The organism is Lysobacter antibioticus (genome assembly GCF_000731095.1).
Classification (GTDB): domain Bacteria; phylum Pseudomonadota; class Gammaproteobacteria; order Xanthomonadales; family Xanthomonadaceae; genus Lysobacter; species Lysobacter antibioticus_B.
Window position 1 is genome coordinate 14,888 of record NZ_JMTZ01000040.1, and the last position, 23,631, is coordinate 38,518.

19 protein-coding genes and 7 tRNA genes are annotated in these 23,631 nt (G+C 67.0%); 20 read left to right on the forward strand and 6 right to left on the reverse strand.

Features of this window, described 5'->3' with window-relative positions:
* Positions 1–72: 72 nt before the first annotated feature.
* The 3 genes from EX88_RS0113345 to EX88_RS0113355 all read right to left on the reverse strand — a co-directional run bounded on the left by EX88_RS0113345 (position 73) and on the right by EX88_RS0113355 (position 3,812).
* Positions 73–2,097: a bifunctional serine/threonine-protein kinase/formylglycine-generating enzyme family protein gene (locus tag EX88_RS0113345; RefSeq protein WP_161786126.1), complete on the reverse strand. Its 2,025-nt coding sequence runs from the start codon at positions 2,095–2,097 to the stop codon at positions 73–75.
* Between the two features lie 217 nt (positions 2,098–2,314).
* Positions 2,315–2,818, reverse strand: coding sequence for a DUF4442 domain-containing protein (locus tag EX88_RS0113350; RefSeq protein ID WP_051885093.1), 504 nt, complete (start codon positions 2,816–2,818; stop codon positions 2,315–2,317).
* Between the two features lie 124 nt (positions 2,819–2,942).
* Positions 2,943–3,812, reverse strand: coding sequence for a tetratricopeptide repeat protein (locus tag EX88_RS0113355; protein WP_031372493.1), 870 nt, complete (start codon positions 3,810–3,812; stop codon positions 2,943–2,945).
* Between the two features lie 217 nt (positions 3,813–4,029).
* On the opposite strand from EX88_RS0113355, the gene EX88_RS0113360 reads away from it, so the two are divergent.
* Positions 4,030–4,614, forward strand: a complete 585-nt coding sequence (locus EX88_RS0113360; RefSeq protein WP_031372494.1) for a hypothetical protein — start codon at positions 4,030–4,032, stop codon at positions 4,612–4,614.
* Positions 4,615–4,816: 202 nt separating this feature from the next.
* Here EX88_RS0113360 and EX88_RS0113365 read toward each other — a convergent pair whose 3' ends face one another.
* Together EX88_RS0113365 and EX88_RS0113370 are read right to left on the reverse strand one after the other, a co-directional pair.
* A complete protein-coding gene (locus tag EX88_RS0113365) occupies positions 4,817–5,116 on the reverse strand; it encodes a hypothetical protein (RefSeq protein WP_031372495.1) in 300 nt (99 codons plus the stop codon).
* A 261-nt stretch (positions 5,117–5,377) separates the two neighbouring features.
* Positions 5,378–6,679: a metal-dependent hydrolase family protein gene (locus EX88_RS0113370; RefSeq protein WP_031372496.1), complete on the reverse strand. Its 1,302-nt coding sequence runs from the start codon at positions 6,677–6,679 to the stop codon at positions 5,378–5,380.
* Positions 6,680–6,860: 181 nt separating this feature from the next.
* Here EX88_RS0113370 and EX88_RS0113375 point away from each other — a divergent pair, with 181 nt between their 5' ends.
* The 7 genes from EX88_RS0113375 (at position 6,861) to rsfS (ending at position 13,839) form a co-directional block, all read left to right on the forward strand.
* Positions 6,861–7,058 carry a hypothetical protein gene (locus tag EX88_RS0113375; RefSeq protein ID WP_031372497.1) on the forward strand — a complete coding sequence of 66 codons (198 nt, stop codon included), beginning with the start codon at positions 6,861–6,863 and terminating at the stop codon, positions 7,056–7,058.
* Positions 7,059–7,287: 229 nt separating this feature from the next.
* The gene (gene leuS, locus EX88_RS0113380; protein ID WP_036148872.1) at positions 7,288–10,077 is read left to right on the forward strand and encodes a leucine--tRNA ligase; all 2,790 of its coding nucleotides are present in this window, start codon (positions 7,288–7,290) and stop codon (positions 10,075–10,077) included.
* Positions 10,078–10,309: 232 nt separating this feature from the next.
* A complete protein-coding gene (locus tag EX88_RS0113385) occupies positions 10,310–10,963 on the forward strand; it encodes a glutathione S-transferase family protein (RefSeq protein WP_031372499.1) in 654 nt (217 codons plus the stop codon).
* Positions 10,964–11,105: 142 nt separating this feature from the next.
* Entirely contained in the window at positions 11,106–11,627 is a 522-nt protein-coding gene (gene lptE / locus EX88_RS0113390) for an LPS assembly lipoprotein LptE (protein WP_051885094.1), read from the forward strand.
* Between the two features lie 28 nt (positions 11,628–11,655).
* The gene (gene holA / locus EX88_RS0113395; protein ID WP_031372501.1) at positions 11,656–12,702 is read left to right on the forward strand and encodes a DNA polymerase III subunit delta; all 1,047 of its coding nucleotides are present in this window, start codon (positions 11,656–11,658) and stop codon (positions 12,700–12,702) included.
* A gap of 10 nt (positions 12,703–12,712) precedes the next feature.
* Positions 12,713–13,366: a nicotinate-nucleotide adenylyltransferase gene (gene nadD, locus EX88_RS0113400; RefSeq protein WP_031372502.1), complete on the forward strand. Its 654-nt coding sequence runs from the start codon at positions 12,713–12,715 to the stop codon at positions 13,364–13,366.
* A 38-nt stretch (positions 13,367–13,404) separates the two neighbouring features.
* Positions 13,405–13,839 (forward strand): ribosome silencing factor, encoded by a 435-nt coding sequence (gene rsfS, locus EX88_RS0113405; RefSeq protein WP_036148873.1) that lies wholly within the window; start codon positions 13,405–13,407, stop codon positions 13,837–13,839.
* A gap of 188 nt (positions 13,840–14,027) precedes the next feature.
* On the opposite strand, the gene EX88_RS0113410 is transcribed toward rsfS, so the two are convergent.
* Complete coding sequence (locus tag EX88_RS0113410; RefSeq protein WP_031372504.1) at positions 14,028–14,786, reverse strand: Bax inhibitor-1/YccA family protein; 759 nt, start codon at positions 14,784–14,786, stop codon at positions 14,028–14,030.
* A gap of 187 nt (positions 14,787–14,973) precedes the next feature.
* Here EX88_RS0113410 and EX88_RS0113415 point away from each other — a divergent pair.
* The 12 genes from EX88_RS0113415 (at position 14,974) to EX88_RS0113470 (ending at position 23,625) form a co-directional block, all read left to right on the forward strand.
* Positions 14,974–15,050 (forward strand) — tRNA-Pro (locus EX88_RS0113415).
* 40 nt (positions 15,051–15,090) lie between these two features.
* A tRNA-Arg gene (locus EX88_RS0113420) sits at positions 15,091–15,167 on the forward strand.
* A 62-nt stretch (positions 15,168–15,229) separates the two neighbouring features.
* Positions 15,230–15,306: transfer RNA gene (locus tag EX88_RS0113425), tRNA-His, on the forward strand.
* A 52-nt stretch (positions 15,307–15,358) separates the two neighbouring features.
* Positions 15,359–15,434: transfer RNA gene (locus tag EX88_RS0113430), tRNA-Lys, on the forward strand.
* 357 nt (positions 15,435–15,791) lie between these two features.
* Positions 15,792–15,877 (forward strand) — tRNA-Leu (locus EX88_RS0113435).
* A 381-nt stretch (positions 15,878–16,258) separates the two neighbouring features.
* The gene (gene tig, locus EX88_RS0113440; protein ID WP_031372505.1) at positions 16,259–17,560 is read left to right on the forward strand and encodes a trigger factor; all 1,302 of its coding nucleotides are present in this window, start codon (positions 16,259–16,261) and stop codon (positions 17,558–17,560) included.
* 155 nt (positions 17,561–17,715) lie between these two features.
* Positions 17,716–18,342, forward strand: coding sequence for an ATP-dependent Clp endopeptidase proteolytic subunit ClpP (gene clpP, locus EX88_RS0113445; protein ID WP_031372506.1), 627 nt, complete (start codon positions 17,716–17,718; stop codon positions 18,340–18,342).
* 180 nt (positions 18,343–18,522) lie between these two features.
* Positions 18,523–19,812, forward strand: coding sequence for an ATP-dependent Clp protease ATP-binding subunit ClpX (gene clpX / locus EX88_RS0113450; RefSeq protein ID WP_031372507.1), 1,290 nt, complete (start codon positions 18,523–18,525; stop codon positions 19,810–19,812).
* A 594-nt stretch (positions 19,813–20,406) separates the two neighbouring features.
* Positions 20,407–22,839 (forward strand): endopeptidase La, encoded by a 2,433-nt coding sequence (gene lon / locus EX88_RS0113455; RefSeq protein WP_031372508.1) that lies wholly within the window; start codon positions 20,407–20,409, stop codon positions 22,837–22,839.
* Positions 22,840–23,058: 219 nt separating this feature from the next.
* Positions 23,059–23,331, forward strand: a complete 273-nt coding sequence (locus EX88_RS0113460) for an HU family DNA-binding protein (protein ID WP_031372509.1) — start codon at positions 23,059–23,061, stop codon at positions 23,329–23,331.
* Between the two features lie 51 nt (positions 23,332–23,382).
* Positions 23,383–23,457 (forward strand) — tRNA-Val (locus EX88_RS0113465).
* A 91-nt stretch (positions 23,458–23,548) separates the two neighbouring features.
* Positions 23,549–23,625 (forward strand) — tRNA-Asp (locus EX88_RS0113470).
* Positions 23,626–23,631: the final 6 nt, after the last annotated feature.

Below are 23,631 nucleotides of genomic sequence, written 5' to 3' on the forward strand. Positions count from 1 at the left end.
CGGGTGAGGCTGGCTGGCGCGGGGGATTTCGCTTCAGGTCGCGACGATCGCTGCGCCTCAGCCCCCAGCGCCTCAGCGTTCGCGCACCAGGCGGAAGCCGACGTCGTCGTAGCCGCGGGTGGCGTTGAGCGGACGCAGGGCCGAGCCGCTGCGCCAGGAACTGCCGCCGACCTGGCGTTGCTGGCAGGTGCGGCCGCAATCGCCGGACCAGATCGACAGCGCGCGACCGCCGCCGCCGGACATGCGCTGGGCTTCGTCGGCCGTCGGCAGGCGGTAGTGGCGGCCGGTCTGCTGGCTGTACCAACGCGCATAAGCCTCGGCATCGGAGGTCGACACGCAGACCACCGGTTCGGTCTCGTTCTGGTCGAAGCCTGGCGCCTTCCAGTCCTTCGGCGCGATTACCCGCAGCAGCGACGCGCGTTCGCGGCACAACGCCGGCGCACGCTGGTTGGCGCTGACGAAGCGCGCGTACTCGCCGCGGCTGACCGGACGCGGGTTGAAACTCACCGCGACGCTGCTGGCCGGCGCGGCCGCGCCGATCGTGGCCACGCCGCGCGCGACCGTGCCGTCGCCGGCGACGCCGCGTGCCTGCGCGATCAACCGGGTGGACACGGTGCGCGGCAGGCCGAACTCCTCGGCCAGCGCGATCACGCGCCCGGCGTCGGCGCCATCGCCGCGGCGCGCGGCCTGTTCCAGGCGGGTTTCCAGGGCTTGCGCGGCTTTTTCGCGCAGGCTGCGTTGCGCGGCCGAGTCGGCGGTGCCGGTTTGCTGGCCGAGCGCGGTGGCGTTGACCAGATGCTCGCGCGCACGCTGGTCGCGGCCTTCGCGCAAGTCGCGCGCCATCTCGTCGGCGAAGGCCTGGGTGAGTTCGCCGACCACCACGCCGACTTCCGGGCTGGTGCTGTCCAGATGCCAGGCGGTGAGCAGGCTGTTGTAAGCGTTGGCGTCGGCCGGCGAGGCCAGGCGGCCCTGGGCGATGTAGGTGCGTGCGTTCTGCAGCGATTCCTGCAGCGGCGCTTGCGGCAGCGGCGCCATCATCGCCTGGGTCGGGTCGTTGTCGATCCGGGTCGCACCGCTCTTGTTCGCGGCAGGCAATTCGGCGCGGAAGAAACCGTCCTTCTCGACCCGGTTGAGGGCGAAGGCGATGCTGACCACGGCGACCGCGACCACCGCCAGGCCGGCCCAGGCCGGGGTCACCCAGCGCTTGAGCGGACGCAGTTGCGCGGCCACCCGGCCGAAACGCGAGAGTTCGCCGCGGTGCTTGATCTCGCTGACCGCCTCGGCCATTTCGGCAGCGTCGCTGAAACGCTGGTCGGGTTGCTTGGCCAGGGCGCGGTTCATGAAACGCTGCCAGTGCTTGAGCGGCGGCGGCAGCTTCGGAATCGGGTTCTGCGCGTGCATGACCGCCATCGACAACGCGTCCTGCGCCTCGAACGGCAGCCGGCCGGTCAGCATTTCCCAGCACAACACGCCAAGGCTGTAGAGATCGGCGCGGCCGTCGACTTCTTCGCCGCGCGCCTGCTCCGGCGCCATGTAGGCGGTGCTGCCCACGGCCAGGCCGGTCGCGGTCATGCGCGCGCCGAAACCGCGGCGCAGGGCGATGCCGAAATCGGCCAGCAGCGGCCGTTCGGTGATGTCGAACAGGACGTTCTCGGCCTTGACGTCGCGATGCACGACGCCGCGCGAATGGGCGTACTCGAGCGCCGACAGCAGCGGCTCGACGATGGAAATGACCTCGGCTTCGCCGCGCGCGAAACCCTGCTCGATGCGCTTGCCCAGGTGGCCGCGCGGCAGGAACGGCATGGCGTAGTAGGGCAGGCCCTCGCGGGTGCGGCCGACTTCGTGGATACCGACGACGTGGGGATGTTCCAGGCGCGCGATCGTGCGGACTTCGTTCTCGAAGCGACGGCGGCTGACTTCGTCGGCCAGCGCGTGCGGCAGCATGATCTTGATGGCGACTTCGCGGCCAAGCGCGACTTGCTCGCCCAGGTAGACCGTGGACAAGCCGCCGTGGTTGATGATCTGGCGCAGTCGATAGCCGGGAATCTCCGGCATCGGTGCGCTGGGTTCATCGGATTGCGTTGTGATGATCGACATTCGCGGCCCCGTGTCGCGACTGCACAGCATACGCTGTCGCAGTGCCCGCGTAAGCGGCTAGTGTGCTTCTTGCCGGCCCGCCATGACAAGTAGAGCGGACGCTGGACCTTGGTCCACTGGCGCCGCGTTCGATCCGCTTGGATATGAGCAACCGGTCAACAATCGCGGTGTCGCGATCGCACCATACCTCCGCGCAGCAGGCGGAATGGTGCGGCGATCAGCGGTGGCTTGCCTTTCCAGCGCTTAGGGCGCTGTCCAAATTGGGCTTGTCGCGCTGGTCGCGCTTGCGCCGCACGTACAGCTGTTTGCGGATCTTGGCGACTACTTCGCCGCTGGCGTCGACCACGTCGGTGTCGAACCAGTGCAGGTATTTGTCGCCGTTGGCGGTGGCCTTGCGCAGTTCGTCGAGCACCTCGTCGTCGAGACGGAATTCGGCGCGCACGGTGCCGCGCCCGGGTTTGACGAACTCGATCGAACCGGCGCGATCCCAGACGATGTACTCGCGGCCGAGGGCGTTCATCGCCAGCAGCATCCAGAACGGGTCGGTCATCGAGAACAGGCTGCCGCCGAAATGGGTGCCGACGTAGTTGCGGTTCCAGGGGCGCATGCGCAGTTCGACCGTGGCCTGGCGGTAGTCCGGGGCGATCGCGGCGACGTGGATGCCGGAAAACAGGAACGGCGGCCACAGATTGAGGCCGTGGCGCAGGGTGCTGGCTTTCATGGGGGCAAGGGTGGCGAAGGCCGGTCTAGCCTGCCATACGGGTGCGTATAGTCAAGCCTTCGCTGGGTCGGGACCGTCGAGGCCGGCGGCGGATCGGCCGCGCACCGGCGCCAGGGCGGCCCGTTCAGAACAGCAGCGAGGCCATCTTGCGGCGGTACTGGCCGACCAGGTCCTGGTCTTCGACCACCTTGAAGGCATCGATCAGGGCCTTGCGCGGCAGGCCGTCCTGGAAGCTACGGTCGCGGCGCAGCAGTTCGATGAAGTGCTCAAGCGCGGCCTGGTCGTGGCCGGCGGCGAGCAGGCGCGCGCCGAGCAGGTAGCGGGCCTGCAGGTCTTCGGGCTGGGCGGCGATGGCGGCCTCCAGCGTCTGCACCGGCGGCGCGTCCTTGCTCACGGCCAGGAAGCCGAGGCGGGCGCGGGCGCGCAGGCTGCGGTCGTCGGTGGCGAGGTTGGCCGGCAGGGCGTCGAGCAACTGCTCCGACTCCTGCGCCGCACCGGTGGCCAGCAGGGCCAAGGCCAGGTCGAGCTTGAGTTCGGCCTTGTCGGGCTGTTCGGCGACTTCGTGGCGCAGGCGCACGACTTCGCCGTGCGGGTCGACCGCGGCGGGTTCGGCGACGGCCTCTTCGACCGGCGCGGCCTCGGCCGGCTCGATGCCGTGGTGCTTGAGGAATTCGCGCACCGCGCTTTCCGGCAGGGCTTCGGCGAAGCCGTCGACCAACTGGCCGCCCTTGACCAGGAACACGGTCGGGATCGAGCGGATCTGGAACGCGGCGCCGAGCTGCTGTTCGGCCTCGACGTCGACCTTGGCCAGTTCGAAGGCGCCGTTGTAGTCGGCCGCCAGTTTTTCCAGGATCGGGCCCAAGGTCTTGCACGGCTGGCACCATTCGGCCCAGAAATCGATCAGGACCGGCACCTGCAGGGATTTCTGCAGCACCTCTTCCTGGAAGCGATCGGCGGTGGCGTCGAAGACGTGGGGCTTGGCGGTTGCGGTCATCGTCTGGCTCGTCTGCGTGGTGCGCGGGTTGGAACCCGAAGTGGGGGCGATCGGGCGCAAGGCAAGCGCGCGCCGCGGGTGCGCACGCTAGCATGACGCGATGAAGCGCTCATCGAAATCGAGGAACGGGAACCCGAACACAGGCCCGGCGACCGCGGCCGATATCGGCGCAGCCAACACCGGTGCAGGCGCAAGCGCAGGCAGGGGGCGCGGCCGCATGCAGGCGCTCGCGTTGGCGGCGGCGCTGTGCTGCCTCGGCGCCTTGCTCGGTTTCGGCGCGGCGCTCGAAGGCTATTCGCATCGCCTGCATCCGCCGGGCCTGCTCGGCGCCGACGGCATCGCCCATGCGGCCGCCTTCAATCTGCTCGGCTTCGTGGTGCCGGGGCTGCTGTTGGCGGCAGTGGCCTGGCGGCTGCGCGAACGCCTGCGCAGCGGCGGCGCGATGGCGCGCATCGGCGCCTGGCTGTGGTGCCTGTCGGCCCTGGCCTGGGCGGCGCAGGGCGGGGTGTCGCTCGATCCGACCGACCTGGATGCGCAAGCCAGCCGTCTGCATGCGACCGCCTGGATGCTGTGGTGGCTGGCCTTCGTGGCCGGCGCGGCCTTGCTCGCGATCGGTGCGCGCGGCCTGCCGGCGTGGCGCGGCCTGATCTCGGTCGAAGTGCTGTCCGGCGCGCTGGTGCTGATCGCGGTGCTCGGCGCCGACATCGGCGTGTTGCCGGCGCCGGTCGCCCAGCGGCTCGCCTTGCTGATCTGGTTGATCGCTTATGTGGCCACGGCGCGCGGCGAACGCCCCGGAAACTGATGCGCAGCGGCGCAATGTCGATGCGGCGGACGACAGCGGATGCGCGTCGCGCATCCGCTTCGATGACAGGTGCCGACGCCGCAGCAAGGTCGATCGTATTCGGCGCCTGCCGCGGACGCGACGTCCGCGGCCGACCTTGCTGCGGCGACGGCGGTCCTGGAGCGCGCGGCGTCGGAGAGGCCGAGGCCGCGCGGCGATGGACTCAGCGCGCGCTTTGCCGCGTGTCGACGATGCGCGCGGCTCTTACCGGTGTGGCCTGGTGGCGTTCGCGCGGCGCCAGCGCGTCGCTCGCGGCGGCGGTGATTTCGCAATAGCTCGCGCGGCAGTCGTTGTATTCGAGCTCGCAGGCCAGTTGCTGTTCCGGCGTGACGGCGCTGCGGATGCAGGCGCGGTAGGGATAGAAACATTCCGGGCACGGCGGAGCCGCGAGTGCCTGGGTCATCGAAAGCAGGCTGCCGAGGGCGGCCGCACAAACGGCGGCGACGAGCAAGGGCGGTTTCATTCGAACTCCCTTTCAGTGAAGCGTGGGCCGGGAGGCGCGAGCGGCCTCGATGTACTGCGGCGTTTGAATCTCCTGTGCCGGATGCTGACCCGGCACCGTGCTTATGCCACGCACGCGGCGGGCCCGCCGTGACTCAGTTCACGGGCACGGCGGTGCTGCCGCCGCAGGCGGCTTTTCTGTGAACTGGAACTGGGCCGGCAAGCGGCTGCCGACGCCGGCGCGCCCACGCGCGTCGGCGCCCGCAGCGATGCGGCGCGGCGCTTACAAGGCCTGCTTGAAGACCTGCCCGTCCTTCATGACGAAATCGACCTTCATCACCGCGTTGATGTCCTCGAGCGGGTTGCCCGGCACGGCGACGATGTCGGCGCGCTTGCCGGCTTCGATCACGCCCTGGTCGTCGACGCCGAGCACTTCGGCGGCGCGGATCGTCGCCGCCTGCAAGGCCACCGCGGCGGGAATGCCGGCTTCGACCATGTAGAGGAATTCGCGTGCGTTGTCGCCGTGCGGGCCGACGCCCATGTCGGTGCCGAAGGCGATCTTGACGCCGTTCTTGTAGGCCTTGGCCGCGGTCTGCTGGATCAGCGAGCCGATCCGCGCCGCCTTCGGACGCACCACTTCCGGGAAGTAGCCGTCGATCTTGGCCTTGTCGGCGACGAAGCGGCCGGCATAGATGGTCGGTACGTACCAGGTGCCTTTCTGCTTCATCAGCGACATCACTTCGTCGGTCATGTAGGTGCCGTGCTCGATCGAGGTCACCCCGCCGAGCACCGCGCGCTTCATGCCTTCGGTGCCGTGCGCATGCGCGGCGACGCGATAGCCGTAGTCCTTGGCGGCGTCGACGATGGCCTTGACCTCGTCGACGGTGAACTGCGGCGCGTCGCCGGACTTGGCGTAGGACAGCACGCCGCCGGTGGCGGTGATCTTGATCACGTCGCTGCCGTCCTTGTAACGCTGGCGCACCGCCTGGCGTGCTTCGTCGACCGAGTTGATCACGCCCTCGGTCGGGCCCGGCGGGCCGAGCAGATGCGAGAGGGTGGCGTTATAGCCGTTGGTCGGGTCGGCATGGCCGCCGGTGGTGGCGATCGACTTGCCCGCGGCCCAGATGCGCGGGCCGGCGACCAGGCCCTGGTTGATCGCATCGCGCAGGTGCGGGCTGACTTCGCCGCCGAGGTCGCGCACGCTGGTGAAGCCGGCCATCAGGGTCTTGTTGGCATAGCCGACCGAACGGAAAGCGAAATCGACCGGGTCGAGGCGGAAGTCTTCTTCGTAGCTCTTCGGGCTGGACTGGTCGCCCAGGTGCACGTGCAGGTCGGTCCAGCCCGGCGTGCAGGTGTGGCCGGACAGGTCGACCGTGCGCGCGCCCGGCGCCTCGGCGCGGCCGTCGAGGACCTGCTCGACCTTGCCGTCGCGCACCACCACGGTGCGCGATTCCAGCAGTTTGCCGCTGCGCGCGTCGAACAATCGGCCGCACTGCAGTGCCATCGGTTCGGCCGCGACGGTGGGGGCGGCATAGGCCGGGGCGGCGGACAGGACGGCGATGACGGCGACGGCGAGACGGGTCATGTGCGGATTCCGGGACGAAGTTGGCCGATCTTAGCGGCCGATTCGGCCGCGCACCGTTGCCAAGGGTCATGCTTGACTGCAACTTGGGGGCCGATGCGGGCCGGCCGGACCGGAGGCCTGCATCGGCCGTACAGGCCCTTCGTCGGCATCCATCCGGTTCGTCCAGAACGAGTCGACCGTCATGATCAAGCTGTCGCTGTTGCTCGCCGCCGTCCTGTTGTCCGGGGCCGTCCAGGCCACCGATGTCCGCACCGCACCGGCTCCCGACCGCACCCGGGGCGGAGTCATCGGCAATCTGCCGAAGTTCTGCCCGATGGGGAAAACCGTCCGTCCGATCTACAACGAGAAGGGGCAGGTCGTCGCGTTCGAGTGCGTTTGAGCGCACGCCGGCGCCTGCGCCGGGGCGCTGCACCCGGGTCGCAGGCGTGAAAACCGAAGGCCGGTCCGCGAGGGCCGGCCTTCTTCGCCGGTGCCCGGGTGGGGCCGGCCAGAGCGGGGAGGGCGACCTGTCGCGGGTCTTGCGGCCGCAGCCGCGGCCGCCCGCGCATGGCGGGGCTTGGTGCGCTGCGGTAGGCTTGCCGGTCCTGTCCTTCCGCTCATGCCCGCCTGTGTCTACCGACGTCCCCCACCCCCCGCACGACCCCAAGAGTGAAACCAAGGCCTTCGACCCGAGCAGCGTCGAAACCGCCGCCCAAGGCTATTGGGACGCCACCCGCGCGTTCGAGGTCGACGAAACGTCGGACAAGCCCAAGTACTACTGCCTGTCGATGCTGCCGTACCCCTCGGGCGCGCTGCACATGGGCCATGTGCGCAACTACACCATCGGCGACGTGATCTCGCGCTACAAGCGCATGACCGGCCACAACGTGCTGCAGCCGATGGGCTGGGACGCGTTCGGACTGCCGGCCGAGAACGCCGCGATCAAGAACAAGACCGCGCCGGCGAAGTGGACCTACGCCAACATCGCCCACATGAAGGCGCAGCTCAAGACCATGGGCTATGCCATCGACTGGTCGCGCGAGTTCGCCACCTGCACGCCGGACTACTACGTGCACGAGCAGCGCATGTTCGTGCGGCTGATGAAGCAGGGATTGGCTTACCGCAAGAATTCGGTGGTCAACTGGGACCCGGTCGACCAGACCGTGCTCGCCAACGAACAGGTCATCGACGGCCGCGGCTGGCGCACCGGCGCGCTGGTCGAGAAGCGCGAAATTCCGCAGTGGTTCCTCAAGATCACCGATTACGCCCAGGAACTGCTCGACGGCCTGGACACGCTGCCGGGCTGGCCGGAAGCGGTCAAGACCATGCAGCGCAACTGGATCGGCCGCAGCGAAGGCCTGGAGATCCGCTTCGACGTGCGCGACGAGAACGGCGCCGCGGTCGAACCCTTGAACGTGTTCACCACTCGCCCCGACACCTTGATGGGCGTGACCTTCGTATCGATCGCCGCCGAGCATCCGCTGGCCGCGCTCGCCGCGCAAAGCGACAGCGACCTGGCCGAGTTCATCGCCGAGCTGCGCCGCGGCGGCGTGTCCGAAGCCGAACTGGAAACCCAGGAAAAGCGCGGCCGCGACACCGGCCTGCGCGCGATTCATCCGATCAGCGGCGAAGCGCTGCCGGTGTTCGTCGCCAATTTCGTGCTGATGAACTACGGCACCGGCGCGGTCATGGCCGTGCCCGGCCACGATCAGCGCGACTGGGAATTCGCCAAGCGTTACCAGTTGCCGATCAAGACCGTGATCGTGCCCGACGCGGTGCGCGACGCGCTCGCCGAGATCGGCGAGGACGTCGCCACCCAGCACAAGGACCCGATGCGCAGCGCCCTCGGCGGCGCGGCCTCGGTCGACGTCTACGGCACCACCGCCGCGGTGCAGGTGGTCGAGGAATTCCAGAGCGGCATCGACGAGCAGGGCGCCTGGACCGAGCGTGGCTGGCTGGTCAATTCCGGCGACTTCGACGGCCTGGATTTCCAGCAGGCGCTCGACGCCCTGGCGACCAAGCTGGAGGCCGAAGGCCGCGGCGCGCGCCGGGTCAACTACCGCCTGCGCGACTGGGGCGTGAGCCGCCAGCGCTATTGGGGCTGCCCGATCCCGGTGATCCTGTGCCCGAGCTGCGGCGACGTGCCGGTGCCGGAGAACCAGTTGCCGGTGGTGCTGCCGGAAGACGTGGCGGATGCCTATGCCAAGGCCGGCGCCATCACCTCGCCGATCAAGGCCGACCCGGAATGGCGCAAGACCACCTGCCCGCAGTGCGGCGGCGCGGCCGAGCGCGAAACCGATACTTTCGACACCTTCATGGAGTCGAGCTGGTACTACGCGCGCTACACCTCGCCGGGCGCTTCCGAGCAGGTCGACGGCCGCGCCAACTACTGGCTGCCGGTCGACCAGTACATCGGCGGCATCGAGCACGCGATCCTGCACCTGATGTATTTCCGCTTCTATCACAAGCTGCTGCGCGACCAGGGCCTGGTGAACAGCGATGAGCCGGCGACCAACCTGCTGACCCAGGGCATGGTCATCGCCGACACCTTCTATCGCGACAACGGCGACGGCTCGAAGGACTGGATCAATCCGGCCGACGTCGAGATCGTGCGCGACGAACGCGGCCGCATCACCAGCGCCGCGCTCAAGGCCGACGGCCAGCCGGTGCAGATCGGCGGCACCGAGAAGATGTCGAAGTCGAAGAACAACGGCGTCGACCCGCAGTTGATGGTCGGCAAGTTCGGCGCCGACACGGTGCGTCTGTTCTCGATGTTCGCCGCGCCGCCGGACCAGTCGCTGGAGTGGAACGAAGCCGGTGTCGAAGGCATGGCGCGCTTCCTGCGCCGTCTGTGGACGATGGTCCACAAGCACGCCGCCGACGGCGCCGCGCCGGCGCTCGATATCGCCAGCCTGGACGCCGCGCAGAAGACCCTGCGCCGGCAGTTGCACGAGTGCATCCAGAAGGTCGGCGACGACTACGGCCGTCGCCACAGCTTCAACACCGCGATCGCCGCGGTCATGGAACTGCTCAATCACCTGGGCAAGTTCGACGATGCCAGCGGCAACGGCCGCGCCCTGCGCCAGGAAGCGCTGGCGGCGATCGTGTTGCTGCTCAACCCGATCACCCCGCATGCCAGCCACGCGCTGTGGCAGGTGCTGGGGCACGACGAAACCCTGCTCGAAGACCTGCCGTTCCCGGCGGTCGACACCTCGGCGCTGGCGCGCGACGCGGTGACCTTGGCGGTGCAAGTCAACGGCAAACTGCGCGGCACCATCGAAGTGCCGGTCAACGTGGCCAAGGAAGACGCCGAGCGTTTGGCCTTGGCCGAACCGAACGTGGTCAAGTTCATGGAAGGCCTGACCGTGCGCAAGGTGATCGTGGTGCCGGGCAAGATCGTCAACATCGTCGCGAGCTGAGTCGTCGCGTCGGGCCGGTAAGGGCGAAGGCACAGCAACAGCAAATCCCCCTGGCCCCCTCAACAGGGGGGCACCAGATGGTCGTGTTGCTGTTTGCGTCCGTTGCTGAGCTGCCGTTGTTGCTTTCCCCCCTTTGTTGAGGGGAGTAGGGGGATTTGCTCTTGGCCCGCTGCAAGTCTCGTGTCGCTGCAAGTCATTGCATCGCCTCCTCACCCAATCCACCCAGCCTGCCATGACTCCCATCCTCTACTGCCACCCCGATTCCGGTTTCAGCTACAAGGTCGCTTTGGCCCTGCGCCTGCTCGGTATCGACTTCGAGCAGCGCCACGTCGATATCCGCAGCCCGCGCGATCAGCGTTCGCAGGAGTTCCGCGAGCTCGCCGCTCACGGCGAAGTGCCGGTGCTGCGCATCGACGATCTGGTGCTGTGCCAGTCGAACGTGATCCTCGACTACCTGGCGACCCGCGCCGGCGCGCTCGACGGCCAGACCATCGAACAACGTCTGCACGTGCGTGAATGGCTGTCGTGGGAAGCCAACCGGGTGAGCCTCAACGTCGCCCATTCGCGCTACGGCCGTCAGTTCGGCCACTACGATCCGGCGGTGTTGGCCTGGTACGACCGCCGCTCGCTCGCCGATCTCGATCGCCTGCAGGCGCAGTTGAGCCGGACGCCGTGGCTGGCGGGCGAGGCGCCGACCATCGCCGATGTCGCCTGCAGCGGCTATCTGTTCTTCACCGTCGAGCCCTGGGCCGAGGCCGCCGGTTTCGCGATGCGCGACTGGCCGGAGCGCTGGCCGGCTGTGCAGGCCTGGCTCGACCGGCTCATGGCCCTGCCGGGCGCGCAGACGCCGCAGGCGCTGTTCGCGGGGCAGGCGATCCGTTACTGAGCGCCGACGGCGTCGCCGGATCGGCGCGCCGCTCGTGCCCCGAACGCGGGCGCAGACGCAGCCACGGCTGCGACCGCTTCGACGCCAATGCGGTTCAGGCTTCCTATTGATGCCCGAAGCCGCCTCGTCCAGACTTCGCCACATGACGCCTCGCACCCCCTTTCTCCGCGCGACCGCCCGCACCTCGCTGGCGGTCCTCGTGCTGGCCTTGTCGGCCTGCGGTTTCCAGTTGCGCCAGGCCCTGACCCTGCCGCCGGACCTCGGTCCGGTGCGGGTGGTCTCCGCCGACCGCTACAGCCCGCTCGCCGAATCCCTGGCCCAGGCGCTGACCCGCGCCGGCGCGGTGCCGGCGACCGCCGATTCCAGCGAAGTGGCGGTGCTCGATCTGTTGTCCGAGCGTTGGGGCGACACCCCGGCCGCGCTCGACGAACTCGGCCGCGTGCAGGAATACAGCCTGCGCTACGCCGTCGCCTTCGAACTGCGCAAGGCCGACGGCACCGCCCTGGTGCCGCGCCAGAGCATCGAACTGGCGCGCGACTACGTCTCCAACCCGGTCAACGCGATCGGTACCGAAGGCGAACGCGAAATCCTGATGCGCGAAATGCGTCGCGAGATGAGCGCCGCGGTGTTGCGCCGCGTCGGCGCCGTCAGCGAACGGCGTTGATCTTCGCTCACGGCTTGCGTCGGCGATCATGGAACTGACGCCCGAGCGTCTGCTCGCCCAGCTCGACAGCGAAGCCCTGCGGCCGGTCTATCTGATCGCCGGGCCCGAGCCCTTGCGCGTGCTCGAAGCCGCCGACGCGGTGCGCGCCGCCGCGCGCAAGCAGGGCATCGACGAACGCGAGGTGTACGAGGCCGAAGGCAATCAACGCGAACCCGACTGGAACGCGTTGTCCGGCGCCTTCCGCGCGCCGAGCCTGTTCGCCAGCCGGCGCCTGATCGAGCTGCGCCTGCCCAGCGGCAAGCCCGGCAAGGAAGGCGCCGAAGTGATTTCCGATTTCTGCGCCGACCCGCCGCACGACGTCAACCTGCTGATCACCGCGGGCGAATGGAGCAAGCAGCACGGCGGCAAGTGGAGCGAAGCGGTGGGCCGCGTCGGCCACATCGCCGTGGCCTGGGCGATCAAGCCGCACGAACTGCCGGAATGGATCGAACGTCGCCTCCGCGCGCGCGGCCTGCGCGCCGATCGCGATGCGGTGCAGAGCTTGGCCGAGCGCGTCGAGGGCAATCTGCTCGCGGCCGCGCAGGAAGTCGACAAGCTCGCCCTGTTGTCCGACGGCGAGACCATCGACCTCGAACGCATGCAGACCCTGGTCGCCGATGCCGCGCGCTTCGACGTGTTCCGCGTGCTCGACGCCGCCATGAACGGGCAGGGCGGGCAGGTCTCGCGCATGCTCGCCGGCCTGCGCGCCGAAGGCGAGGCGGTGCCGGCCTTACTCGGCATGGTGGTGATGGAATTGCAGCGCACCGCCGCATTGGCGCGGGTCAACGCGCGCGGCGGCAACATCAACGCCGAATTCAAGGCGCAGCGGATCTGGGACTCGAAGCAGCCCATGTACCGCCGCGCCCTGCAGCGTCACGACGCCCGCCGCTGGGAGGCCTTGTTGGCCCAGGCCGGCCGCGTCGACCGCATGGCCAAGGGCCGCGAGAGCGGCGATGCCTGGGTCGCGCTGGAGCGTTTGTTGCTGGCCGTCGCCGAGCCGCGCGCGCTGCGCCTGCTCGCGGTGTCCGGCGCCTGAGTCGCCGCCCATGGGCTTGCTGGTCTTCTACGGCGGCACTTTCGATCCGATCCACGACGGCCATCTGGCGATCGCCCGCGCCGCGCGCGACACGCTGCGCGCGCAGGTCCGGCTGATGCCGGCCGCCGACCCGCCGCATCGCGCCTTGCCCGGCGCCAGCGCCGAGCACCGCGCGCGCATGCTCGACCTGGCCGTGGCCGGCGAAGACGAACTCATGGTCGACCGGCGCGAACTGCGCCGCGAGGGCCGCTCCTATACGGTCGAGACCCTGCGCGAGGTCCGCGCCGAGGTCGGCCCGGAGCAGCCGCTGGCGCTGTTGGTCGGCGCCGACAGTTTTCTCGACCTGCCGAAATGGAAAGAGTGGCAGGCCTTGTTCGGCCTGGCCCATTTCGTCGTCGCCGAGCGCCCCGGCAGCCCCCTCGAAACCGAGCGCATCGCATTCGCAGCAGGTCGCGAGACAGCCCAGGTCGAGGCCTTGAGGCAGGCCCCGGCCGGACGGGTTTTCCGCCTGAACCAGCCGCTCCATGCCGAATCGGCCAGCCAGGTACGTTCGCTGATCGCCGCTGGGCAGCCCTGGCGCGAGTACGTTCCGGCGGCCGTTGCCGGCTATATAGAACGTCATGGTCTGTATGGCGTGCGAGCCCTGCGCGGCGCTTCGGTATAATCCCGGCACACTCCCCGTCACGCAGAGCCGATTTCCCCTTGACCAGCCAAGCCCAAGTCATCAAGACCCAGCTGCCGAACCCGCCGCCGCCGATCGCGTTGTTGCTCAAGACGGTCCACGCCGCGGTCGAAGAACTCAAGGCCAAGGATGTCGTCGAAATCGATGTGCGCGGCAAGAGCAGCGTCACCGATTACATGGTGATCGCCTCCGGCACCTCGACCCGTCACGTCAAATCCATCGCCAACGAAGTCGTCAAGTTCGCCAAGAACCTCGACGTCATGCCGCTGGGCGTCGAAGGCGAGCGCGAGGCCGAGTGGGTGCTGGTCGATCTGGGCGACGTCGTCGTCCACGTCATGCTGCCGCGCGTGCGCGAGTTCTACGCCCTCGAGCGTCTGTGGACGGTCGGCGACCAGCCGCCGCCGCCGGAAGGCTACGAAGGCAAGTTCGAGACCGACGACGAAGATCGCTTCTGAGAAGGCCGCGCCTGATCCGAAGGTTTCGCAGCGAAGCAACGACGGCGCCCTCGGGCGCCGTCGTCGTTTGCGGGTGCATGCCTCGCGCTTCGTAGCCACAGGCAGCGGCGGCCGGGCCAGAACGCGCCCACCCTGGGCAAAGAAAAGGGCGCCCGAAGGCGCCCTTTGCAAAACACGAACCGTGGGTATCAGTTGCGCGACTGCAGCTTCGACAGCAGGCGCAGGAACTCGATGTACAGCCACACCAGGGTCACCATCAGGCCGAACGCGCCGTACCACTCCATGTACTTCGGCGCGCCTTGCTCGACGCCGGTCTCGATGAAGTCGAAGTCCAGCACCAGGTTCATCGCCGCGACCACCACCACGAACAGGCTGAAGCCGATGCCGATCAGGCCCGATTCGTGGATGTAGGGGATGTTGATGTTGAACAGGCCCAGCACCATCGTGGCCAGGTAGATCAGGAAGATGCCGCCGGTGGCCGCGGCCACGCCGAGCTTGAAGTTCTCGGTCGCCTTGATCAGGCCCGAGCGATACGCGAACAGCAGCGCGAACAGGGTGCCGAAGGTCAGCATGACCGCCTGGATCACGATGCCCGGGAACTTGGCCTCGAAGATCGACGAGATCGCGCCGAGGAAGAAGCCCTCGACCAGCGCGTACAGCGGCGCGGTGACCGGCGCCCAGGTCTTCTTGAAGGTGGTGACCAGGGCCAGGATCAGGCCGCCGATCGCGCCGCCCCAGACATAGGGGCCGGCGCCGATCGCGCCGAGCTCGGTGATCTGGACCTGGCTCCAGGCGAAGGACGCGGTGATGACGGTCAGCAGCAACAACACGCCGGTTTTGTTGACCGTACCGTTCAGGGTCATCACCTGGTCGCCGCCGCGCACGACCGAGCCGGTGCCGAGGTCGAGGAAGGTCGAGTCCTTCAATGCGGGATTGCCGCTGCGCATGGTCTTGCTCCTTGGAAAAACGCGGTTTCGAGAATGAATACTAGATAGGGTCGAAGCATACATCGCACAAGCGGCGGCGGCTCGGGCAGGGCGGTGCGGCGCCGGCAACGCACGATTGACAGGGAACAAAGCGCCGCCCACACTATGCGGCCTTTCGCGGTCTTGGCGTGTCGCGGGAGTCCCGGCTCGGGGTATAGCTCAGCCTGGTAGAGCGCCAGCTTTGGGAGCTGGATGTCGTGGGTTCGAATCCCTCTGCCCCGACCATCCATCGAGCAAGCTCGGCCGTCAGTTAAGATGTAATCTGGCGCCCGTAGCTCAACCGGATAGAGCACCGGCCTTCTAAGCCGGTGGTTGTGGGTTCGAGTCCCGCCGGGCGCGCCAAAAAAGTTTTCGTAAACGTGCGTTCGTGTTTCAATAACGTGCGTTGCAGTAGCAGGTTTATGGTGGATGTAGCTCAGTTGGTTAGAGCACCGGATTGTGATTCCGGGGGTCGCGGGTTCAAATCCCGTCTTCCACCCCAAAGTGTTGTGCGGCACTGATTTTTTCTGTATAGTTCCGCACCTAGTTTCACCGGGCTGTTAGCTCAGTTGGTAGAGCAGTTGACTCTTAATCAATAGGTCCAAGGTTCGAATCCTTGACAGCCCACCAAAATCGAAAGGCAGCTGGAGCGATCCAGCTGCCTTTTTCTTTGTCCGCGATTTTTGCCTGCAGTGCCTGCAATAAACGCGCGGCATTCGTCGCCGCCGAGCGGCGCGCGAACGCGGACGACGGCGGTCAGCGGTTGCCTTGCATCCACGAATAGGCGATCAAGGTCCGTGTCGTGGCCGGTGCGCATCGCCACGGCGCGCCGCCAAGGCGCAGGACTTCCCAACTGCATGCGAAGTCGGGCCGGCTGCCCGTGCCCGGGTGATCCTCCGATAGGTTGCGGTGGCTTGGGCGCGAGGCGCTTTTTTTCGGCGTGACGGCTAGAATGCGTCGGCCGCATCCACGCGATGCCGGCCCTGGGCGAAAGTGGCGGAATTGGTAGACGCACTGGATTTAGGTTCCAGCGGGTAACCCCCGTGCGGGTTCGAGTCCCGCCTTTCGCACCACGTCGGCGGGTCGGCACCCATCCGCCATGAATGCACCATTGGCAGGATGACCCGACCGGCCCTCGGCCTGGCCGCGCCAGCCTCCAGCTTCAGGGGTTGCCCCAGCCAGCCGCCGTGCCAGCCACTCCCGTCCAGCCGGCTTCACTGCGCGCCAGACCGCCTCCAAACCCGCCCTCGGCTGCGACCCAGGTCGCGAATTCCGCCGTTTCGGCCCCAGCAAGCCCGTCCGGACGGCTTTTCCGCCCCCAGGCGCTGGCAGGCCGGCCCGTAATCGGCCAAACTAGCAAGTTCCGCTGGCCGGCGAGGGTCTCGTCGATAACGGCGGCCGGACAAGATCATCAACATCGTGCTGCGGCGAGTGCCGTGGTCGCAGGAGTGGATATGCAAGTTTCGCTCGAATCGCTGGGCTCGCTCGAACGCCGACTGACCTTCAGCCTCCCGGCCGAGAACCTGGAAAACCAGGTCGGCGGCCGCCTGCGCGAAATCGCGCGCGGCGCCAAGATCAAGGGCTTCCGCCCCGGCAAGGTGCCGACCAAGGTCATCGAGCAGCGTTTCGGCGCGCAGGTGCGGGCCGAAATCCTCGACGGCATGCTGCGCGAAAGCTTCGGCAACGCCATCCGCGAGGAAAAGCTGCAGATCGCCGGTAACCCGCGCATCGAGCCGGCCAACGAAAGCGGCGAGACGCTGTCCTACGTGGCGACCTTCGAGGTCGTGCCGGACTTCGGCGACATCGACGTGGCCAAGCTCAACATCGTCCGTCACGTCGCCGAAGTCGCCGACGCCGACATCGACGCGATGATCGAAAACCTGCGCCTGCAGCGCCGCACCCTGAAGTCGGTCGATCGCGCCGCCCAGCAGGGCGACGTGGTCGAGCTGGAGACCTGGACCCAGGTTGGCGAGGAGCGTTTGCCGGCCGAAGGCGCCGAGCACGGCAGCACCGTGATCGGTTCGGAATCCATGTTCAAGCCGCTCGAGGACGCCCTGGTCGGCCTCAAGGCCGGCGAAGAAACGGTCGCCGAAGTCGAATTCCCGGCCGAATGGCGCGCCCCGCAGCTCGCCGGCCAGAAGGCCAGCGTGCACCTGAAGCTGAACCACGTCTCCGAGCCGGTCCTGCCGGACGTCGACGCCGAGTTCATCAAGAGCTTCGGCGTGAAGAGCGGCGATGCCGAGCAGTTCCGCAACGACATCCGCACCAACCTGGAGCGCGAGCTCAAGGGCGCGTTGATGACCCGCTTGCGCCGTGAAGTGGGCGAGCAGCTGATCGCCGCCTACGAGTCGGTCGAAATGCCGCCGAAGCTGGTCGAGAACGAAGCCCGCGACATGGTCTGGCAGACCGTCGAGCAGGCGCGCCGCCAGGGCCGCCAGATCGAAGCCCCGGCCGACGCTCACCTGAACTACATGGACGCAGCGCGCAAGCGCGTGCTGGTCGGCCTGCTGGTCGGCGAGATCGCCCGCCGCCACGAGCTGCGCCTGGAGCCCAAGCGCGTCAACGAGACCCTGCGCCTGATCGCCTCGACCTATGAGGAGCCGCAGCAGGTGATCGACCTGTACCGCAACGACCAGCAGCTGATGGCCGGCCTGCAGAACCGCGTGATGGAAGAGCAGGTGATCGACTGGATCGCCGAGCGCGCCCAGCACACCGAGCAGCCGCTGTCGTTCAGCGAAGCGATCCGCCCGGCCTGATCGGCGGCTTTCGAGCTTTCCCGATCGGGCGTGCTAGGCGGCAATGCCGCTTTTAGCAATCGCGCCTCTTGCGCTGCGGTCCGGCCGGCCCCAAGTTGGCCGGACCGCGCTTGCATTACAAGCGCACTCCACGTCAGCCAATAGGTGCCGTTGAAATGGATAACCGAACCAAAGCATTGAATCTGGTGCCGATGGTGGTCGAACAGACCAGCCGCGGCGAACGCGCCTACGACATCTATTCGCGCCTGCTCAAAGAGCGCGTGATCTTCCTCGTCGGCGGCGTCGACGACCATGTCGCCAACGTGATCGTGGCCCAGATGCTGTTCCTGGAGGCCGAGAATCCCGAAAAGGACATCAGCCTCTACATCAACTCGCCGGGCGGCGTGGTCACCGCCGGCATGGCGATCTACGACACCATGCAGTACATCAAGCCGGACGTGAGCACGATCTGCGTCGGCCAGGCCGCCAGCATGGGCGCGCTGCTGCTCGCCGCGGGCGCCAAGGGCAAGCGTTACGCCCTGCCGAACTCGCGCGTGATGATCCACCAGCCGCTCGGCGGCTTCCAGGGTCAGGCGACCGATATCGACATCCACGCCCGCGAGATCCTGACCCTGCGTCAGCGCCTCAACGAGATCCTGTCCAAGCACACCGGCCAGGCGCTGGAGACGATCGCGCGCGATACCGAGCGCGATAACTTCAAGAGCGCCGAAGCCGCGCGCGAATACGGCCTGATCGACCAGGTCCTCGAGCGCCGTCCCGACGACTCGGTCCAGGCTGCCTGACCGTTCGTCCAGACGCGCAAACCCTTGATCGCACTGGGTAACCGCCGCCAGTCCCGCCCGCAGGGCGGGGCCGGGGGGTGTGTTATTCTCGGGCTGCGATAGCCGAACGGCCATTACAGGCGCTTGCCGAGATGGCCAATCGGGAATATGAGTACGATTCGAGCACCAACGGGCCAAAGCATGACCGACGATCGACAAGGACGCAGCACGGGCGACAGCAACAAGATCCTGTATTGCTCGTTCTGCGGTAAAAGCCAGCATGAAGTCCGCAAGCTGATTGCGGGCCCGAGCGTCTTCATCTGCGATGAATGCGTCGAGCTGTGCAACGACATCATCCGCGAGGAGCTCGAGGAGAAGGCGCAGTCGGCCCGCAGCCATCTGCCGAAGCCGCGCGAGATTCTCGAAGTGCTCGACCAATACGTGATCGGCCAGCAGCGCGCCAAGCGCACCCTGGCGGTGGCCGTATACAACCATTACAAGCGCATCGAGAGCCGGCAGAAGAACGACGACGTCGAATTGTCGAAGTCGAACATCCTGCTGGTCGGCCCGACCGGTTCGGGCAAGACGCTGCTGGCCGAAACGCTGGCGCGCCTGCTCAACGTGCCGTTCACGATCGCCGACGCGACCACCCTGACCGAAGCCGGTTATGTGGGCGAAGACGTCGAGAACATCATTCAGAAGCTGCTGCAGAAGTGCGACTACGACGTCGAAAAAGCGCAGCAGGGCATCGTCTACATCGACGAAATCGACAAGATTTCGCGCAAGAGCGACAACCCGTCGATCACCCGCGACGTGTCCGGCGAAGGCGTGCAGCAGGCGCTGCTGAAGCTGATCGAAGGCACCATCGCCAGCGTGCCGCCGCAAGGCGGGCGCAAGCATCCGCAGCAGGAATTCCTGCAGGTCGACACGCGCAACATCCTGTTCGTGGTGGGCGGCGCGTTCGCCGGCCTGGACAAGATCATCCAGCAGCGCAGCACCGAGGCCGGCGGCATCGGTTTCGGCGCCAAGGTCAAGAGCAGCGAGCGCAAGATCGACATCGGCCGCATCCTGGCCGAGGTCGAGCCGGAAGACCTGATCAAGTTCGGCCTGATCCCCGAGTTCGTCGGCCGCCTGCCGGTGGTCGCCACGCTCGAGGAACTCGACGAAGCGGCGCTGATTTCGATCCTCACCGAGCCGAAGAACGCGATCACCAAGCAGTTCCGCAAGCTGTTCGAGATGGAGAGCGTCGAGCTCGAATTCCGTCCCGACGCGCTCGCGGCGATCGCCCGTCGCGCGCTCAAGCGCAAGACCGGCGCGCGCGGCCTGCGCACCATCGTCGAGTCGGTCCTGCTGGACACGATGTACGAACTGCCGTCGCTGGAGAACGTCAGCAAGGTGGTCGTCGACGAGTCGGTGATCGAGCACAAGTCCGAGCCGTACCTGATCTATCAGACGCCGCCGGCGCAGCCGAAGGTCGCTGCGGCCGAGTAAACCCCGAACGCCCCGGCCCTGCCGGGGCGTTTGCTATCCGGGGGCGGCAACGCCTGCTCCGGCCGCGCGTCGAAAGCCTGGGAGCTTCGGCTGGCTCGGGTGCGACCCGCCCAGACCCGCACCCAGCGCCCGCCTGCATCGCGGACCAGGCCCATGGCACCACGAGCGCCGCTCGCCGGCTCTCGCCTTGTCCGCGACGCGCGCCAAGCCAATCCCGCCAGGCCATCCCGCCGGGCCGTGCAGGCCGCCTTCCAGGACCTCCCTTGTCCGATCCGGCCCTCGGCCGGCGTCTGATCCGGTAAGGAGCCGCGCCATCGTGGCCCGGGAAGGGCGGCCGTCAACGCAAGCCGTAAGAACCGGCCGCAGCGGCCGGTTCCGTGCGCCCGGGCCGACTTCAGATGTCAGTACACGGTGATACTGAACGCTTGGCTGGAACATTGAGTGCCGTAATCGCCTCAATGTCTTGATTGGCAAGGGTTTGGCGCATGCTGGCGGCGTTGGGACCAATGTCGTGCTTGCATCGTTCGGGCGCCAACCCCATAAATCGGGCGTGGCCGCCGTAGTGGCTGCCTAACGCATACATCTGGAGTCCGCATGTCCGACCGTACCGAACACGAAATCCTGCAACTGCCGGTGCTGCCGCTGCGCGACGTGGTCGTGTTTCCGCACATGGTGATCCCGCTGTTCGTCGGCCGCGACAAGTCGATCCGCGCCCTCGATCTGGCGATGGAATCCGATAAGCGCATCCTGCTGGTCGCGCAGAAATCCGCCGAGACCGACGATCCGGTCGCCGAGGATCTGTACGAGATCGGCACGCTCGCGCAGGTGCTGCAGTTGCTCAAGTTGCCCGACGGCACCATCAAGGTCCTCGTCGAAGGCGTGTCGCGGGTCAAGGTCGGCGACGTCCTCGAACGCGACGGCGCGCTGTCCGGCCAGGCCGACGTGGTCGAGCCGGTGATCGACCGCGAAGAACGCGAAGTCGAGGCGATCGCGCGCTCGCTGATGGGCTTGTTCGAGCAGTACGTCAAGACCAATCGCAAGCTGCCGCCGGAGCTGATGCAGACCCTGGCCGGCATCGACGAACCCGGCCGTCTCGCCGACACCGTCGCCGCCCACCTGGGCGTGCGCATCGGCGACAAGCAGAAGCTGCTCGAGACCCACGCCATCGGCGCGCGCCTGGAACAGCTGGTCGGCCTCGTCGACGGCGAAATCGACGTGCAGCAGTTGGAGAAGCGCATCCGCGGCCGGGTCAAGTCGCAGATGGAGAAGAGCCAACGCGAGTACTACCTCAACGAGCAGATGAAGGCGATCCAGAAGGAGCTCGGCGAGATCGACGATGCGCCCAACGACGTCGACGAGCTCGCGCGCAAGATCGCCGAGGCAGGCATGCCCAAGCCGGTGGAAACCAAGGCCAAGGCCGAGCTCAACAAGCTCAAGCAGATGTCGCCGATGTCGGCCGAGGCCGCGGTCGTGCGCAACTATCTCGACTGGCTGCTCGGCGTGCCGTGGAAGAAGCGCAGCAAGATCCGCAAGGACCTCAAGGCCGCGCAGGACGTCCTCGACGCCGACCACTTCGGTCTGGAAAAGGTCAAGGAGCGCATCCTCGAATACCTCGCCGTGCAGACGCGGGTGAAGAACATGAAGGGCGCGATCCTGTGTCTGGTCGGTCCGCCGGGCGTGGGCAAGACCTCGCTGGGGCAGAGCATCGCCAAGGCCACCAACCGCAAGTTCGTGCGCATGTCGCTCGGCGGCGTGCGCGACGAGGCCGAGATCCGCGGCCACCGACGCACCTACGTCGGTTCGATGCCGGGCCGCATCGTCCAGAACCTCAACAAGGTCGGCAGCAAGAACCCGCTGTTCGTGCTCGACGAAATCGACAAGATGTCGATGGACTTCCGTGGCGACCCGTCTTCGGCATTGCTGGAAGTGCTCGATCCGGAACAGAACAATTCCTTCAACGATCACTACCTCGAAGTCGACCTCGACCTCAGCGAAGTGATGTTCGTGGCGACCTCGAACTCGCTCAACATTCCCGGCCCGCTGCTGGACCGCATGGAAGTGATCCGGATCCCGGGTTACACCGAGGAAGAGAAGCTCAACATCGCCATGCGCTATCTGCTGCCCAAGCAGATCAAGGCCAATGGTTTGAAGGTCGAGGAAATCAAGATCGCCGAATCGGCGGTGCGCGACATCGTGCGTTACTACACGCGCGAATCCGGGGTGCGCAACCTCGAGCGCGAGATCTCCAAGATCTGCCGCAAGGTGGTCAAGGAAATCGCCCTGGCCGGTCCGAAGCTCAAGAAGGACAAGGACGGCGCGATGAGCGTCGGTTCGAAGAATCTCGAGAAATACCTGGGCGTGCGCCGTTTCGATTTCGGCCGCGCCGAAGAGCAGAACGAGATCGGCCTGGTCACCGGCCTGGCCTGGACCGAAGTCGGCGGCGACCTGCTCCAGGTCGAAGCCACCCTGGTGCCGGGCAAGGGTCAGCTGATCCTGACCGGCCAGCTCGGCGACGTCATGAAGGAATCCGCATCGGCGGCTTTGTCGGTGGTGCGTTCGCGCGCCGAACGGCTCGGCATCGACGTCGAGTTCCTGCAGAAGCACGACGTGCACGTGCACGTGCCCGAAGGCGCGACGCCGAAGGACGGCCCGAGCGCGGGCATCGGCATCGCCACCGCATTGGTGTCGATGTTGACCAAGAACGCGGTCAAGGCCGACGTCGCGATGACCGGCGAAATCACCTTGCGCGGACGCGTACTGCCGATCGGCGGGCTCAAGGAAAAATTGCTCGCGGCGCTGCGCGGCGGCATCCGCACCGTGATCATTCCCGAGGAGAACCGCAAGGATCTTTCCGACCTGCCCAAGAGCGTGATGCAGGGCCTCAAGATCGTGCCGGCGCGTTGGATCGACGAGGTGCTCGACCTTGCGCTGGAACGTCCCATCGCACCGACGCCGCCCTCCGGCGAGGGCGAGCTGCCGGTGCGCGACGGCGGCAAGACGGCTGCGCAGCCCGACGTCAAGCATTAAGTCGGGCCGTCGGTCGGAAACCCGAAAAAAGCGCTGAAAGCCGCGTCGCTGCTAGCTTTCACGCTTGCGCCCCCAAAATGCCGCTGGTATAACGACCGCAACCGCGCTGCAGGAAATCCTGCTTCTGCAGCGCGGCACGCTTGATCGGGACGTACGCCTGCTGGCGTAGATCCGATTCTCAGAACACGCGGTCCAATCCGCACAGGAGTCAAGAAAATAATGAACAAGGCCGATCTCGTAGGGGCAGTTGCCGAAACCGCCGAGCTGTCGAAGACCGACGCTACCGCCGCCGTCGATGCATTGATCGACGTCGTCACCAAGGCGCTCAAGAAGGGCGACACTGTTACGCTCGTAGGCTTCGGTACCTTCCAGGTGCGCGCGCGCGCCGCCCGCCAGGGTCGCAATCCGAAGACCGGCGAAACGATCAAGATCGCAGCGTCGAAGAATCCTTCCTTCAAGGCTGGCAAGGCGCTGAAGGATGCTGTAAACTAAGCAGCTCGCCGGCGGTGCCTGGGGCATCGCCAAGCAGAATCCGATGCACTCGGGTGCTTAGCTCAGCGGTAGAGCGTCTCCTTTACACGGAGAGGGTCGGGGGTTCGAAACCCTCAGCACCCACCAGTCTCGCTGGTCTTTCTGCCAAGACGTCATCCGAAAGATGAAGTCAGGCAAGACACACGAGTCAGGATTCGGTTGAAAGAGTTCAAAACGCGGAGTGGTAGTTCAGTCGGTTAGAATGCTGGCCTGTCACGCCGGAGGTCGCGGGTTCGAGTCCCGTCCACTCCGCCAGTTTTG